Here is a 16157-nt window from a genome sequence, read left to right on the forward strand (position 1 = left end):
GAGAGTTTACAATTTTGGGTTACGGGATTGTTCGTCATCCCCAATTTGGATCGCTCATCTTGCCGGAAACTTCTACACCACCGCGCCGCATCGTCATCCTGATCTCGGGACGAGGCAGCAACATGCAGGCGTTGGTCCAGGCCTGTCGCCAACAGGGCTGGCCCGCCACGATTGCCGCCGTGATCGCCAGCCGGCCGGACGCCGCCGGCCTGGAATGGGCCGCGGCCCAGGGCATCGCCACGGCGGCGCTGTACCACAAGGACTATGCCAGCCGCGAAGCGTTCGACGCCGCGCTGGCCACGGAAATCGACCTGCACGCGCCGGACTACGTCATCCTGGCCGGCTTCATGCGGGTGCTGACCCCCGGCTTCGTCAATCGCTACAGCGGCCGCCTGGTCAACATCCATCCGTCGCTGCTGCCGGCGTTCCCGGGGCTGCACACGCACGCCCAGGCGCTGGCCACCGGGGTGCGGGTGCATGGCTGCACCGTGCATTTCGTGACGCCGGTGCTGGACCATGGCCCCATCATTGCCCAGGGCTGCGTGCCGGTCCTGGCCGGCGATACGCCGGAAAGGCTGGCCGAACGTGTGCTGGAAGTCGAACACCAGGCTTTTCCAACCGCCGTGCGCTGGCTGGCCGAGGGCCGGGTTACCCTGACGAATGACCACCGGGTGGACGTGCAGGGCGATCCTGATCGCCTGTTCACCTGGTCCGCGGCGGCCTGAGCCGACGCCAGCCGCGCAGCCGGGCCGCCGACGGCCCTGAATCGCATTTATCGGGCGGCATGTGTCCGCCCCACTGGAATACACCATGAGCAAACCCCAATCCCCGCGTTCCCGCCCGGCAGCCGCCGGCGGACGCTCCGCCGAAGGGCGCGACGGCCGCTCCTTCTTCTCGCGTCCCAAGGGCGAGGCCCGCGCCGCCCAGGAGCGCGCGCCACGCCCCGAGCGCGCCGCCAGCGGCCGCGAAGGCCGTCCCGACGAGCGCCGCGACAGCCGTCCGGCCCCGCGCCCCTCCTATGAGGCGCCGCGCGGCGAGGGCCGTGGCGAACGCGGTTCCTTCGGCGGCGACCGTCGCGAAGGCTCGGGCCGCCCGACGCCGCGCCCTTCCTACGAAGGCGGCCGTGGTGAAGGCCGTGGCGAGCGTGGCGCGTACGGGTCGGACCGTCGTGAAGGCCAGGGCCAAGGCCGTGGCGGTGAGCGGGGTTCCTTCGGCTCGGACCGCCGCGAAGGCTATGGCCGCCCGGATTCACGCCCGTCCTACGGCGCTTCGCGCGGCGAAGGCCGTGGCGGCGAGCGCGGTTCCTTCGGTTCGGACCGCCGTGAAGGCCAGGGCCGCCCGGATTCACGCCCCGCTTATGATTCTCCGCGTGGCGAAGGCCGGGGCGGTGAGCGCGGTTCCCACGGTTCGGACCGCCGCGAAGGCTACGGCCGTCCGGATTCGCGTCCGTCCTACGGCGCCCCGCGCGGCGAAGGCCGGGGCGGCGAGCGCGGTTCCTTCGGTTCAGACCGTCGCGAAGGCTTTGGCCGTTCGGATTCGCGCCCGTCCTACGGCGCCCCGCGTGGCGAAGGCCGTGGCGGCGAGCGCGGTTCCTTCGGTTCGGACCGCCGCGAAGGCTTTGGCCGTCCGGATTCGCGCCCGTCCTACGGCGCCCCGCGTGGCGAAGGCCGTGGCGGCGAGCGCGGTTCCTTCGGTTCGGACCGCCGCGAAGGCTTTGGCCGTCCGGATTCGCGCCCGTCCTACGGCGCCCCGCGCGGCGAAGGCCGCGATGGCGAGCGTGGCTTCCAAGGTTCCGACCGTCGCGAAGGCCAGGGCCAGCGTGATGCGGCCCCGCAGAAACCGCAATTCAACCGGCCGCGCCTGTCGTATGCCGCCAGCCGCATCGACCAGGTGCAGCGTGTGCTGGGCGAGATCCTGCAATGGACCTACCCGGCCGACGCGGCCCTGTCGCACTGGCTGCGTGGCCATCCCGGCCTGGGCGCGCGCGACCGCTCGGAAGTGGCCGAAGCCGTCTACGACGTGCTGCGCCACCTGCGCCGCTACCGCCAGTTCGGCGAAAGCGGCGTGGGGCCGGCTTCACGCCGCCTGGCCATCCTGGGCCTGGCCGCCACGCTGGGCAAGGAAACGCTGCAGGAGGGCCTGGACCCGGCCGAAGCCGAATGGCTCCAGCGCGTCCTGCAGATTGACCTGGCGACGCTGCCGCGCGCCGTGCGCGGCAGCATCCCCGATTGGCTTGACGAGCGCCTGGGCGCCATGGAAAGCCCCGAAACCTTGATCGAAGCGCTCAACCGCCAGGCCAGCCTGGACCTGCGCGTCAATCCGCTCAAGGTCGAACGCGACGCCATGCTGGCCGAACTGCAACAAAGCGCCGGCCGCTACGAACCCGTTGCCATGCCGTATTCGCCCTGGGGCATCCGCATGGAAGGCCGTCCGGCCATTAACCGCTGGCCGCAGTTCGAGAATGGCAGCATCGAGGTGCAGGACGAAGGCAGCCAGTTGCTGGCCTTGCTGGTGGCGCCGCGCCGCGGCGAAATGGTCATCGACTTCTGCGCCGGCGCTGGCGGCAAGACCCTGCTGCTGGGGGCGCTGATGCGCTCGACCGGCCGCCTCTATGCCTTCGACGTCTCGGCGGCCCGCCTGGCGCGTGCCAAGCCGCGCTTTGCCCGCAGCGGCCTGTCGAACGTGGTGCCGGTGGCGATCGAAAGCGAGAACGACGCCCGCGTCAAGCGGCTGGCCGGCAAGGCCCAGCGCGTGCTGGTCGACGCCCCGTGCAGCGGCATCGGCACGTTGCGCCGCAATCCCGACCTGAAATGGCGTCAGCATCCCGAGGCGCTGGCTGAACTGGGCCAATTGCAGGAACGCATCCTCAACAGCGCCGCGCGTTGTGTCGCGCCCGGCGGCCGGCTGGTGTACGCCACCTGCAGCCTGCTGGCCGAGGAAAACGAGGTGCAGGCCGAACGCTTCCTGGCCAGCCACCCCGACTTCGAGCGCATTGACGCGGCCGAGATCCTGGCGGCCCGCTGCGAGAACCTGAAGTTGGAGGGGCCTTACGTCCAGCTGCGACCGGATGTCCACGGCACCGACGGCTTCTTTGCCGCCGTGTTCGAGCGCCGCAAGAAAACGGTTGCGGCTGCCGAAGCCGATGCCGGGGCCGACCTCGGCGCCGAGGCGCCGCTGGAAGAGGGCGCGCTGGCCGTCGAAGGCGTGGAAGACGACGAGGCGGCGCCGATCACGGCCGCCTCCGACGACAAGCCCGCGGCCTGAGTGTGAGACCGGCCCGTGGGGCCGGTCCACGTGGCCAGTCCGTGAAGGCGGTGTGTGAAGGCGGTCCGTGAAGCCGGATCGTGAGGTCGGTTCGTGAGGCCGGTTCGTGAGGCCGGTTCGTGAGGCCGGTTCGTGAGGCCGGTCCGTGAGGCCGATCCGTGAGGCCAGTTCATGAGGCCAGTTCATGAGGCCAGTTCATGAGGCCAGTTCATGAGGCCGGACCCCGAGCCGGCCGTCCTGGCGCCGATTGCGCTGGGGGCGGGTCAGTCGATGGACCGATCCGACCGGCTGTCCACGGACCTGTTCCGACGCCCGGCCTGCGGGGCGAAAGCCGCCGGCTCGCTCAAGGGGCCGGCGCGATGCCGAGCGTGGCGCTATAGCGGCGGATTCCGATGGTCTTGTTCTGGTACTTCACTTCCCAGGCCAGGGAATCGGACCCGGGCTGGTTGGCTTGATAGACCAATTGCGCGATTGGCACTGTCTTATACGCGCAACGTCCGGAATCGCCGGCCTGGCCGCGCGTCTGCACGATGCTGGCGACGCCCAGGCGCGGCTGCAGGGTAATGGTGACGCGGGGCGCGCGCAGGGCCAGGCAATCCGATCCGCGGATCTCGTAATAAGACGCCAGCACGGCTATGTCCCCGGTTTTCAGGGACTGGGCGCTAGCGGGCATGGCCAGGGAAACCATCGCGGCAGCCAGGGTGGAAACAAAATAGGGACGGATATTTTCGACGAACATCGTGTAGCGGTGGGAGCGGTGATGGCGGGCCGAAGTGTGCGCCAGGCGCGTGGCGGCCGCAAGACAGCGGCTCAGCCTGACAGGAACTTTAACGGCGACGGGCGGCCAAAACCCAGTGGCCATGTGCCGACGATTCCCCGCCAGGATGACGCCAGTGGCGTTGCCGGCGGGCCGCCGCACCGGCCGCGAGCTTGCCGTCAAAAGGTCAAAAACAGGTCAAAAGCAGGGCTTAGTCCTTGATTTCCCTCAAAAACTATTTTGAAACTCCGTTGTCATAACGCGGCAAAGGTAAGCTAAACTTTAGGTACTCTTCAAGCGAGGCTCATTACAGCTTTATGGATTACATCCTCTCCTTCATTGCCGGCGGTCTGACCCAAGCCACTTGGTGGCAGATCGTCGTTTTCACCCTGGTCATGACGCACATCACCATTGTGTCCGTCACCGTCTTCCTGCACCGCAGCCAGGCGCACCGGGGCCTGGATCTGCATCCGGCCGTCATGCACTTCTTCCGCTTCTGGCTCTGGATGACGACCGGCATGGTCACCAAGGAATGGGTTGCCATCCACCGCAAGCACCACGCCAAGTGCGAAAAGGAAGGCGATCCCCACTCGCCCATCCTGTTCGGCATCTGGAAGGTGCTGTTCCGCGGCGCCGAGCTCTACCGCGAAGAATCCAACAACAAGGAAACCATGGCCAAGTTCGGCCACGGCACGCCTGACGACTGGCTCGAACGCAACGTCTACAGCAAGCACAGCCTGTGGGGCGTGCTGACCATGCTCGCCATCGACATCGCCCTGTTCGGCGCGATCGGCGTCACGGTCTGGGCGGTGCAGATGGCCTGGATCCCCTTCTGGGCGGCCGGCGTCGTCAACGGCATCGGCCACTACTGGGGCTACCGCAACTACAACAGCCCGGACACCAGCACCAACGTGTTCCCGTGGGGCATCGTGATCGGCGGCGAAGAGCTGCACAACAACCACCACGCCCACGGCACGTCGGCCAAGTTCTCGGCCAAGTGGTACGAGTTCGACATCGGCTGGTGCTACATCAACATCCTGAAGTTCCTGGGCCTGGCCAAGATCAAGAAGGTCGCGCCCAAGCTCAAGCTGGATGATTCCAAGACCGGCATCGACCTGCGCACGCTGCAGGGCGTGATCACGCACCGCTACGAAGTCATGGCCCGCTACGCGGACGTGATCAAGAGCGCCGCCCGCGAGGAACTCGCCAAGCTGAAGGCCTCGCGCCAGGACGGCAACGCCGATTGCGGGTGGACCAAGCTGCACAAGGTGCGCCGCGCCATCCACCGCAACGAGGACATCCTCCAGCCGGAACAGCTCGAAGCCGTGGACAAGGCCATTGCCCAGAACAAGTCGCTGTCGACGCTGGTGCAGATGCGCCGCGAACTCGGCCGCATCTGGGAAAGCTCCAGCGCCAGCAGCGAACAGCTCCTCCATGACCTGCAGGCCTGGTGCCAGCGCGCCCAGCAAAGCGGCATCGCCGGGCTCGAGCAATTCGCTCAACGTCTGCGCCGCTACGCGGCATGATGCTAGAGAAGCTCAATCCTGAACAACGCGCCGCAGTAACGTTAGAACCGCAGCACGCCCTGGTCCTGGCCGGGGCGGGCAGCGGCAAGACCCGGGTGCTCACCACCCGCATGGCCTGGCTGATTCAAACCGGCCAGGCCTCGCCTTTTGGGCTGCTGGCCGTCACGTTCACCAACAAGGCCGCCCGCGAGATGCTGGCGCGTATGTCGGCCATCCTGCCGATCGATACGCGCGGCCTCTGGATCGGCACCTTCCACGGCCTGTGCAACCGCATGCTGCGCGCGCATCATCGCGACGCCGGCCTGCCGCAGACCTTCCAGATCCTCGACGTCACCGACCAGCTCGCCGCCATCAAGCGGCTGATGAAGGCCAACGGCGTCGACGACGAAAAATACCCGCCGCGCGACGTGCAGCGCTTCATCAACGGCGCCAAGGAAGAGGGCCTGCGCCCCGCCGACGTCGAAGCCTATGACGCGCACCGCCGCCGCCTGATCGAGATCTACCAGCTCTACGAAGCCCAGTGCCAGCGCGAAGGCGTGGTCGACTTCGCCGAGCTGCTGCTGCGCGCCTACGAACTGCTGTCGCGCAACGTGCCGGTGCGCGAGCACTACCAGCGCCGTTTCCGCCACATCCTGGTCGACGAGTTCCAGGACACCAACACGCTGCAGTACAAGTGGCTGCGGCTGCTGGCTGGCGGCGGCGCGGCGATCTTCGCCGTGGGCGACGACGATCAGTCCATCTACGCGTTCCGCGGCGCCAACGTCGGCAACATGTCCGACTTCGAGCGCGACTACGCGCACGGCACCGTCATCCGCCTGGAGCAGAACTACCGCTCGTACGGCCACATCCTGGATTCGGCCAACGCGCTCATCGGCCACAACAGCGGCCGCCTGGGCAAGAACCTCTGGACCGACCAGGGCGAAGGCGAACCGGTGCGCGTCATCGAACAGCCCTCGGACGGCATGGAAGCGCAATGGATCGTCGACGAGATCCGTTCGCTGATCCACGAAGGCAGCCTGCGCCGCGAGATCGCCGTGCTCTATCGCAGCAACGCGCAGTCGCGCGTGATCGAACACGCCATCTTCTCGGCCGGCATTCCCTACAAGGTCTACGGCGGCCTGCGCTTTTTCGAGCGCCAGGAAATCAAGCACGCGCTCGCCTACCTGCGCCTGATGGCCAACCCGCACGACGACACATCGTGGATGCGGGTGGTGAATTTCCCCACGCGCGGAATCGGCGCGCGCACGCTGGAACAACTGGCCGACGCGGCCCGCGCGCATGATTCCAGCCTGTACTCGGCGGTGGCGCTGGTGGCGGGCAAGGGCGGCTCCAACCTGGCCCAGTTCGCGCAGTTGATCCATCGCCTGATCGAGGAGACGCGCGATCTGCCGCTGCCCGAAATGGTCGAGCACATGCTCGAGGCCAGCGGCCTGAACGCGCACTACAAGGCCGAGCGCGAAGGCGCCGAGCGCCTCGAAAACCTGAACGAACTGATCACCGCCGCGGCGGTGTTCGCGTCCGAGGAAAACTACGACGGCATGCCCGCTGGCGTGGTGCCCGACCAGGATACCTCCAGCACCTTGATGCCTGGCGTGGTCGACGCCGCGCCAGTGGTGTCCGACGGCCTGACGCCGCTGGCGGCCTTCCTGTCGCACGCCGCGCTCGAAGCCGGCGACAACCAGGCGCAGCAGGGCCAGGACGCCGTGCAGCTCATGACCGTGCACGCGGCCAAGGGCCTGGAGTTCGACGCCGTCTTCATCACCGGCCTGGAGGAAGGCCTGTTCCCGCACGAGAACAGCATCCTGGAGCAATCCGGCCTGGAAGAAGAGCGCCGCCTCATGTACGTGGCGATCACCCGCGCGCGCCAGCGCCTGTACATCAGCCTGGCGCAAAGCCGCATGCTGCATGGCCAGACGCGCTACGCCATGCGTTCGCGCTTTCTCGACGAAATCCCCGAGCAGCACCTGAAGTGGCTGTCGCCCAAGGCCGGCCTGACGCCGTCGCTCAGCGCCGGCGGCGGCTGGAACGGCAATCGCGGCGACGCCTTCGGCCGCAAGCCCACCAACACCATTGCGCCGCGTCAACCGCGCGGCACGGCCTCCGGCGTCACGGTGGGCGACAAGCAGTATCGTGTGGGACAGGGCGTGCACCACGCGCGCTTCGGCGACGGCACCATCGTCAGCCTGAGCGGCGCGGGGCAGGACGCGCAGGCGGAAATCCATTTCCGCGATGTCGGTTCCAAGACGCTGGCTCTCGGCATCGCCAAGCTGGATATCGTTCAAGGTTGATAGACATGGCCAATCAAGACTCCCCGAAAGCCGAACTGGCAGCGCTGCGCGCCGAAGTCGACGAGATCGACCAGCAGATCATCCTGCTGCTGGGCGTGCGTTTTCGCTGCACGGACATGATCGGCGAGCTCAAGCAAGCCAACGACATGGACCTGGTGGATCCGGTGCGCGAAGACCAGCAGGTCCAGCGCATCCGGCGCCTGGCCGAAGAGGCCGGCGTGCCGCCGGCCCTGGCCGAAACCATCCTGCGCGAAGTGATCGACACGGTGGTCGATCACCACACCCGGTTGCGCGAGCGCCCCTACTCGTGATGCGTGGGGGGGCCGGTGGCCTGCTTGGCCGCCGTCGCCATGCGCAACGGCAGTCCCATGGCCGCGGCTCCAGCCGCGGCCATTCTTTTTTTCGCGGCGTGGGAGGCCGCGCCGCGCCTCGACGAAAAAGCGCCCTGCGCCCAATCTGATTCAGTTGTCGGGCAGAAAGTGATTCCTGCGACGCGGAGCGGGTGGCGTCCGCTATAGGGTCTTCAGGAACGCCAGCAGCGCGTCGATCTCGGCCGGGCTCAGGTCGAGCGGCTTGATATGTTCCGACTTGCGCGGCGCGTACGGGTCGGGAGGATCGGCCGGCGGCGCGTCGCGGCCCATGCCAGCGTTGTACATCCGCAGCAGCCCGCGCAGGTCCGGGAACAGGCCGTTGTGCATCCATGGGCCGGCTTGCGCCACGTTGCGCAGGCTCGGCGTGCGGAACCTGCCCAGGTCGGCGGGATCGCGGGTGGCCTCGTAGCGTCCCAGGTCCTGGTTGCGGCGGCCGTAGAACGACAGGCCGATGTTGTGGAACTGATGGTCGGTGAGCAACGGGCCATTGTGGCAGTTCATGCAGCGCGCCTGCGTGCGGAACAGATGCAGGCCCAGTAGTTCGTTATCGTCCAGCGCATCGGCGCGGCCAGCCAGGAATTCATCGAAGCGCGTCTTCTCGGGGCGCAGCGACGCCACGTAGGCGGCCAGTGCGCGCGCCAGGCGGTCGGCGTCGATGGCGGATGCCGTGGTCGATGCCGCAGGCGCTTGAGCTGTCGGTATCATTGCCGCCGATGCCGATGCCGATGCCGATGCCGATGCCGATGCCGATGCCGATGCCGATGCCGTTGAGCCAGCCGCTGATGAAGCCGGCGCAACTGTTGATGAAGCCGATCCAGTCGCTGGAGAAGACGCCGCCGTCGCGCCGCCGAACGCGTCCAGGAAGCGCGCGGGATATATGTCGGTCTCCCGCAGCCGCGCCACCGCCCCGGCGGCGTCGTGGTTCATTTCCCGTGGATCATGTAGCGGTCCCATCACCTGCTCCTTCAGGCTGGCCGCGCGGCCATCCCAGAACAGCCGTGGCGCGAACGGCGCGGCATACAGCGGCGTGGAGCGGCGCCGGCCCATCAGCTTGTCCTCGCCCACCGCGAGCGGCAGGCCGTCCGTGAAGGCGCGCTGCGGTTGGTGGCAGGAGGCACAGGAGATTTGGCCCTTGCGCGACAGGCGGGTATCGAAGAACAGCATCTGACCCAGCGCCACGACTGGCGGCCGCGCCACGTCGGCGGCCAGTTCGGCCTGGCCGGGGTTGGCGGCGGTCCATTGCATCGGCGGGTCGGCGACGGGCGGGACCGGCGCCCATTCATGCCACTGCACGCCGGCGTCGATGGTGGGCGCGGGCCAACCGGCCGCGGGTCCGGAATAGCGCGCGCGCAGGCAGGCGATGTTCCAGCCCGCCGGGTCGTGGCAAGCGGCGGCGTTGGGCGCGATGCCGGATGGCGTGGCGGCGCGCTGCTGGCCAGAAGCGGTGGACGGGGTGGCGAGCACGAGGGCCAGCGGAATGGCATGCAGGAAGGCGGCCAGGGCGTTCTGCCGGAGCCGGGATTTGCCACGCAGGGGCATCGATACGTTCCGTGTCGCGTTGGTGTCAGGCGTAGGACGCTGCGACGATTGCAATACCTCAGCACGCAATCGATGAATAATTTATATGGATATCGATTTTTTGATTGGCGCATGAGGGCCGATGACCCGTGCCAGGCGCCTTTTGATTGGCGCCGCGTCGTGGCTGGCTTTGCCTTGCCGGTCCCTCATTTGCCAAGAAGGCGGAATGCCCCGGCGGGATCCCGCTCGACGATGCCGCGCCGTTCCGCTCGCGACAGCAGGGGTTCCAGGATGTAGTCGATATACGCCAGGCCGTTCGGGCCGATCTTGATGCATCCCGCGCTGTCACCCGCCACCGGATAGCCGGTGTAAGTCTCGGCGTCGAGTACGAGCGCGCCGGGGCGGGGGGCGGGATGGGTGGCGGTCAGCAACCGGGTATCGTCGGTGACATGCTTGCGATAGAGATCGCGCGCGGTTTCCTTGAACAAGACCGGTCCGCCCCGCCCGCCGTGGTGCATGACGAAGACGAATTCCCCCAGCGGCATGTCGTCGGGGATATGGCGATTGGAGGCGGGACTGTGGTACCAGGCCGCGTAGGTCGCCAGGTCGGTGTAGAAGGCGGCGATCTGGCTGCCCGGGGCGTCCTTTTCGCCCACGGCTTGATGATGCGCGTACCAGGCCTCGTCCGTGTACTGGAACAGGCCCGATGCGCTTGAACTGGCGTCGGCGCACCGCGGCGAGGCGCCGAACGCCGATTCGATGTAGGCAATGTCCGCCGCGATCTGGATGGTCGGGGGGCTGAAGCCGCGCTGCCGGCCGTGGTCCGCGATGGCGGCTTTGATTTCGGTCTGGGATCGGCTCAATGCCATGCAAATAGCTCCTGCGTGACGGCGCGACTGGCGTCCCGATGGAGAACCCGCGCCGTGGTCGTGATGGCCACGGCGCATGTTAGGGACGAAGGCCGCGGCGCTCCATGGCGCATGGTCTGATTTGTCGTCAGAAGCGGTAGCCGACCTGCATCCAGAGTTCGCGCCCCGACTGATAGGTGCTGTTGTCGGCCGCCAGGTTGGGATTGCTTGCGACAATCGCGGGCATGCGGTTGAGCAGGTTCAGGATTTCCACCGTCAGTTCCAGGTGCGGCAGGAAGGTCGGCTGCCAGGTGAGCTGCGTGTCCCAGGTCCAATAGGACGGCAGGCCGCCCGACTTGTAGCTGTCCAGCAGGTACGGCGCGGGACCTTTGCCGACATACATGACGCCGTCGCGCTTGCCGCGCCAGTTCAGCATGTTGCTCCAGGCCAGCCCGGCCTTGGGGTAGGTGCCGGTGAGCGCGAGGGTGGCCACCTGGGGCTGGCAGAAACTCCTGGGCGGCAGGTCGATGACACGGATCTCCGAGCCGTTGTAGATCACCCGTTCGTCGGGGGCGCGGGCGTCGCCGCCATAGCCCGTGACCAGATCGGTGTTGGTCTTGCGCTTCTGCCAGCTCCACGAAGCTTGCATGGTCCAGCGGGTGGGGCCGGCATGCCAGGGTTCCAGCGTGTGCAATGTCAGGCTGACGGCGTCGGTGGTGGAGCCGCCGCCGTTGCGGTACTTGAAGCCCGTATTGATCTTGCCGGTCTTGATCCACTGCTGCCGGCCGTTGCGGCGCACATAGCTCAGCGAGCCCTCCAATCCCGCCACGCGCTGTCGCAGCGCCAGCGCCCATTCGTCGTCATACGGCATGCGCAGGCCGCTGTAGTCGACCGAGAAATCCTGCTCGTCCGCGGGTACCGGCTTGCCCTCGAAGTTCGTTACGCGTTTCAACAACCTCAGGCGCCTGGCCTCGAGCGCGGTTTCCAGGACCGGACCGCCGTAGTAGCGCGACCAGCCGCCGCTCAGCAAGGTGTCGCCCGAACCGAACAAGTCCCAATCCAGGCGCGTGCGCGGCGCCACGTTGTTGCTGCGGAACAGGCTCTCGCGGTCATAACGCAGCCCGGCATCCAGCGCAAGGCGCCGCCATTCGATGCGGTCGGAAAGGTACAGGGCGGCTGTGCGCGAACGTGCGCGCACATTCCCCGGCCGCCACAGCGACAAATTGGTATCGACATAGGTGTCCGCGCTGCGGTAAGTGCGCGTGTAGGCCGTGGACAGCTGCGGGCGCTTGAAGGCCGCGTCGATCTGTTGCACGTCGATCCCCGCGTACAGGTTGTGCGTGAATGCTTCGGTGTGCAGCGGATCGAGATCGATACGGCTCTTGAGCGCCACGGTGTCCTGCTGCTTCTGCTCGCGGCCGAAGCCGCCCTTGAAATACGACGGCAACCCGTAGGGGCGCGTCGTAACCCATTCGCGGCTCATCGAGCGGCGGTTGCTCATGGCGTGGTCCCAGCCGGCTTGCAGCGTCAGGCGCCCCGCGCCGAGGTGGTGTTCCAGGTTGCCGCTGACGCCATAGGCGCCATGGTTGTTGTCCCAGTGCGTGTCGCGGAACAGGTTGCTGGCCAGCGTTTCTCTGCGGTCACTGTATTTGAGCGTCATGTCGGCCACCGTGTCGGCGCTGGCATGCACGCTGAATTTTCCCAGGAAATTGTCGATGCGATCGCCATAGATGTTGGGCGTGCGCAGGGGCTTGCCCTTGTCGTCCACGCTCATGATCCAGCGTTCGATCCTGGACTGCCGGTGCGACATGGCCAACACCAGGCCGGCCTTGTCGTTGACGGCGATGTCGGCCACGGCCGAATAGAAGCGTTTTTTCCATCGCGGCGTGAAGCCGGGTTCTCCTTGGGTCCATTTGTTCTCCTGGCCGGGCGAGACGCGCTGTTGGGTCATGTTCGACGTATTCCAGCGGTAATCGAACTTCAGGTGGCTCTCGCCGGAAAAGCGTCGCAGCCGCGCATCGACGACGCCGCCGTTGAAACGCCCGTACTCGACCGGGATGAAACTGTCGCGCACTTGCACGGCTTGCAGCAGACTGGTGTCGATGAAGTACGACTGCGGATTGCTGGGCACGTTGCCCCCCGCCTGGGCCAGCCGCTTGTTGGCCGGGTCGACGCGATTGGTGGCGTCGATGCCATCGATCTGGAACAGGTTCTGGTAGGGACTGGCGCCGTGGAACGAAATGTCCTCGACATCAAGCGAGCCGCGATTCCGCGAGCCGGCCGCGCCCGGGTTGGTGCGCACCGCCGGGTGGTTGGCCACCAGCGTGCTCAGGTCGCGGTTGGACGATGGCGTGGCGGCGATCTCTTCCTGGTCGTAGAGGCGCTCGCCGACCTGATCGCCATAGACGCGCACGGGTTCCAGCCGCGAGGTGCTGGCCGGGTCCGGCTTGTCGACGTAGATGATGTAGCGGTTTTCGCCGTCCGCGCGCAGCGCCAGGCCCGAGCCTTCCAGCATCTGGTCGAGCGCCAGCCGGGCTGGAAACCGGCCCCGCACGACCGGCGACGTCTTGTTCGCCACCGCTTTGGGCGGGAACGAGATTTCCAGCCCGGATTGGCGTCCCAGTTCGACCAGCGCGTCACCCAGCGGCAGGGAGGGGATGCAGAGGCGGATGGTGTCGGTAAGCGGTTGGGCCGTCACGGGAGCGGCGAGGGCCAGCAAGGCGCAGAAAAGAAGCGCGGATGTGCGTGTGGGGGGCAAATGGCGTGGCATGAGGCGTCCCGGGTTCCGTGGATGTCGGCAGTGGGACGCCGCAAGCCTGCCAGGACCTCAGCGGCGAAGCAACGATCGGTCGGTCATATTGTCCGATTTCGTCAAAAGCGATAGCCGACCTGCAACCAGAGCTCGCGTCCGGATTGATAGATACGGTGGTCCGCCGTGAGTTTGGGTCTGTTGCCCGTGACCGCAGGCGTGCGATTGAGCAGGTTCAGAACTTCGATCGTCAGTTCCAGGTTGCGTGCGAACGTGGGCTGCCATTTCAACTTGGTGTCCCAGGTCCAGTAGGATGGCAACTTCTCCGATGTATAGCTGTTGAGAAAGTCGGGAGCCGGTCCTTTGCCTGCATAGAAAATCGCGTCGCGCGCACTGCGCCAGTTGAATTGATTGCTCCACGTGAGGCCCGCGCCCGGGTAGGCTCCGGTCAGGGTCAAGGTGGCGACTTGCGGTTGGAAGAACGAATTGGTTGGCAGGTCGAAGGCGCGAATCTGTGCGTTGTTATAGAGCACCTGTTCATCAGGATCCCCCGCGTGGTCGTTATAACCCTTGGCCAACTCGGTATTGGCCCGACGCCGCTGCCAGCCCCAGGTGGCGCGCATGGTCCAGCGGGTCCTTCCCAGGGCAATCGGATGAAGCGTACGCACGGTCATGTTGATGCCGTCGGTCGTGGAATGACCATCACTGTTGTATCGGGAAGCGTTGGCGTTGACGTTGACGTTTGTCCACTGGTCCCGCCCGTTGCGATGCACATAGTTCAGCGCGCCCTCCAGACCCGCCACTCGTTGGCGCAGCGATATCGCCCATTCGTCGTCATACGGCGTGCGTAGCCCCTTGTATTCCACCGTATACGGCTTGCGGCCATCCGCGATCGGGTTTCCATTCTTGTCCGTCTCGTGTAGTTTCAGGCGCGCGCGCTCCGCCTCCATGGCGATGCCCAGTATCTGTGCGCCGTAGTAGCGTGACCATCCCATGCTCAGCACGGTGTTGTCCGTTCCGAACATGTCCCAATCCAGGCGCGTGCGGGGCGCCAGATTGTTGTTCCCAAGAAAACTGTCACGGTCGTAGCGCAGCCCGGCATCCAGGGCCAGTCGTTGCCATTCGATGCGGTCCGACAGATACAGGCTGGCAGTGTGATGCTTTACCTCGGCCGTCCCGGGCAGGTAGTGGGTTCTATTGCTGTCTTCGACAGTGCCATCGGCGAACTGGCTGCGGCGGTACGCATAGGCATCCTGAAATCGCTTGAATCGAGCGTGGGTCTGCCGCAGCTCTGAACCCGCGTAGACGGTGTGGGCAAACATGCCAGTGCGTAGCGGATCCAGGTCAATGCGGCCCTTGAGAACGCCGGTGTCCTGCAGCGTCTGCTCCTTGCCAAAGCCCACCACCGCGTACTGGACCTTTTTGATCGGCGGAGTGAAATAGGAAACAAACTCTTCACGAACCGACTGCCGGTGGCTGGTGGCGCGATCCCATCCCGCTTGCAGAGAAAAGCGCCCGCCCTGGAACCGATGCTCCAGTTTGCCGTCGACGCCCCGTCCACTGTGATAATTGTCCCAGGTGGTGTCGCGGAAATAGGCGTCGGCCAGGGCCTGGCGATACTCGCTGTATTTCAGCGTCAGGTCGGCGACGGTGCCTGGGGCGGGACGCACACTGAATTTGCCCAGAAGGTTATCGATCTGGTTGCTGTAGGTTCCCTCGCGCAACTCCGGTTGACCCTTGTCGTCAACGCCCATGGCTGCCCGCGTGATGTCGGATTGGCGACGAGACAATGCCAATACCATGCCGGCCTTTTCGCTGAATGCGACATCGCCCATCGCCGAATAGAAGTTCTTCTTCCACTTGGGTGAATAGTCGAAGTGGCCCTGTGACCACTTTTGTTCATCGCCATGCGCCGTGCGCTGTTGGGTCATGTTGGAGCTGTTCCAACGGTAGTCCAGCTTCATATGGTTCTGCCCGGAGAACCGGCGCAATTTTGCATCCACCACGCCGCCAGTGAAGTGACCGTATTCCACAGGCACGAAGCTGTCATGCACTTGCACCGATTCCAGCAGACTGGTGTCGACGAAGTAGGACTGCGAATTGCTGGGCACGTTGTTGACGACCAGGTTCGGATTCTTGCTAGCCGGGTCTACGCGATTGGTGGCGTCCATGCCATCGATCTGGAACAGATTCTGGTAGGGGCTGGCGCCATGGAATGAAATTTCCTCGACGTCCAGCGATCCCCGATTCTTCGAACCCGCCGCGCCGGGGTCGGTGCGGACCGCCGGATGCGTCGCCACCAACGTGCTCAGGTCCCGGTTGGACGACGGCGTTTCCGCGATCTCCTCGCGGCTATAGAGGCGCCCGCCAATCTGCTCGCCGTAGACGCGTACCGGCTCAAGCCGCGATGCCGAGAACGGATTGGCCTTGTCCTCGAAGACGATGTAGCGTCCCGGCCCGTCGGCGCGCAGCGCCAGGCCGGAGCCGGCCAGCAACTGGTTCAGCGCCGCCAGCGCCGAGGTTTCGCCCCGCAGGGCGGACGAGAGCTTATTGGCCACGGCGGCCGGCGGAAACGAGATCTGCAGGCCAGACAGGCGACCCAGTTCCAGCAAGGCGTTGCCCAGCGGTTGCGCTGGAATGTCGTAGGCGAAGGTGCGGTCGGGCGACTGGGCCAGAGCGGGGGCGGCCATGGCCAGCGTGGCGCAGAAGATCGCGGCCGACGCGTTGGCGCGGAAACGGCCGTTGAATGAGAGAGGCATGCGAGCGTCCTATGGCTGATTGGAAACCAGCCATAGGACGCGGCGATCGACGGGGAACCTCAGCGTCAAACCGGCCG

General features: G+C 66.1%; 10 protein-coding genes. 5 read left to right on the forward strand and 5 right to left on the reverse strand.

The window, feature by feature from the left end; all coding sequences use genetic code 11:
* Positions 1–59 precede the first annotated feature (59 nt).
* Together purN and HV742_RS32500 are read left to right on the forward strand one after the other, a co-directional pair.
* Positions 60–725, forward strand: a complete 666-nt coding sequence (gene purN, locus HV742_RS02605; protein ID WP_049073141.1) for a phosphoribosylglycinamide formyltransferase — start codon at positions 60–62, stop codon at positions 723–725.
* 1174 nt (positions 726–1899) lie between these two features.
* Positions 1900–3264, forward strand: coding sequence for an RsmB/NOP family class I SAM-dependent RNA methyltransferase (locus HV742_RS32500; protein WP_059273033.1), 1365 nt, complete (start codon positions 1900–1902; stop codon positions 3262–3264).
* A 343-nt stretch (positions 3265–3607) separates the two neighbouring features.
* Here HV742_RS32500 and HV742_RS02615 read toward each other — a convergent pair whose 3' ends face one another.
* On the reverse strand, positions 3608–4126 hold the full coding sequence (locus HV742_RS02615) for a hypothetical protein (RefSeq protein WP_254600923.1): 519 nt from the start codon (positions 4124–4126) through the stop codon (positions 3608–3610).
* Between the two features lie 212 nt (positions 4127–4338).
* Between HV742_RS02615 and HV742_RS02620 the strand changes: the two genes are divergently transcribed.
* Genes HV742_RS02620 through HV742_RS02630 form a run of 3 tightly spaced genes read left to right on the forward strand, consistent with a single transcriptional unit; the run spans position 4339 to position 8146 of the window.
* Positions 4339–5547: a DesA family fatty acid desaturase gene (locus HV742_RS02620; protein ID WP_049073143.1), complete on the forward strand. Its 1209-nt coding sequence runs from the start codon at positions 4339–4341 to the stop codon at positions 5545–5547.
* Positions 5544–7835: a UvrD-helicase domain-containing protein gene (locus HV742_RS02625; protein WP_175144401.1), complete on the forward strand. Its 2292-nt coding sequence runs from the start codon at positions 5544–5546 to the stop codon at positions 7833–7835. Before HV742_RS02620 ends, HV742_RS02625 begins: the two co-directional genes overlap by 4 nt.
* A gap of 5 nt (positions 7836–7840) precedes the next feature.
* Complete coding sequence (locus HV742_RS02630) at positions 7841–8146, forward strand: chorismate mutase (RefSeq protein WP_049073145.1); 306 nt, start codon at positions 7841–7843, stop codon at positions 8144–8146.
* 201 nt (positions 8147–8347) lie between these two features.
* On the opposite strand, the gene HV742_RS02635 is transcribed toward HV742_RS02630, so the two are convergent.
* The 4 genes from HV742_RS02635 to HV742_RS02650 all read right to left on the reverse strand — a co-directional run bounded on the left by HV742_RS02635 (position 8348) and on the right by HV742_RS02650 (position 16080).
* A complete protein-coding gene (locus HV742_RS02635; protein WP_175144402.1) occupies positions 8348–9745 on the reverse strand; it encodes a cytochrome-c peroxidase in 1398 nt (465 codons plus the stop codon).
* Between the two features lie 185 nt (positions 9746–9930).
* Positions 9931–10593: a hypothetical protein gene (locus HV742_RS02640; protein ID WP_175144403.1), complete on the reverse strand. Its 663-nt coding sequence runs from the start codon at positions 10591–10593 to the stop codon at positions 9931–9933.
* 127 nt (positions 10594–10720) lie between these two features.
* The gene (locus HV742_RS02645) at positions 10721–13342 is read right to left on the reverse strand and encodes a TonB-dependent receptor (protein WP_175144404.1); all 2622 of its coding nucleotides are present in this window, start codon (positions 13340–13342) and stop codon (positions 10721–10723) included.
* Positions 13343–13443: 101 nt separating this feature from the next.
* Entirely contained in the window at positions 13444–16080 is a 2637-nt protein-coding gene (locus tag HV742_RS02650; RefSeq protein WP_175144405.1) for a TonB-dependent receptor plug domain-containing protein, read from the reverse strand.
* Between the last annotated feature and the right edge of the window lie 77 nt (positions 16081–16157).

The organism is Achromobacter ruhlandii (assembly GCF_902859695.1).
Taxonomy (GTDB): Bacteria; Pseudomonadota; Gammaproteobacteria; order Burkholderiales; family Burkholderiaceae_B; genus Achromobacter; species Achromobacter ruhlandii.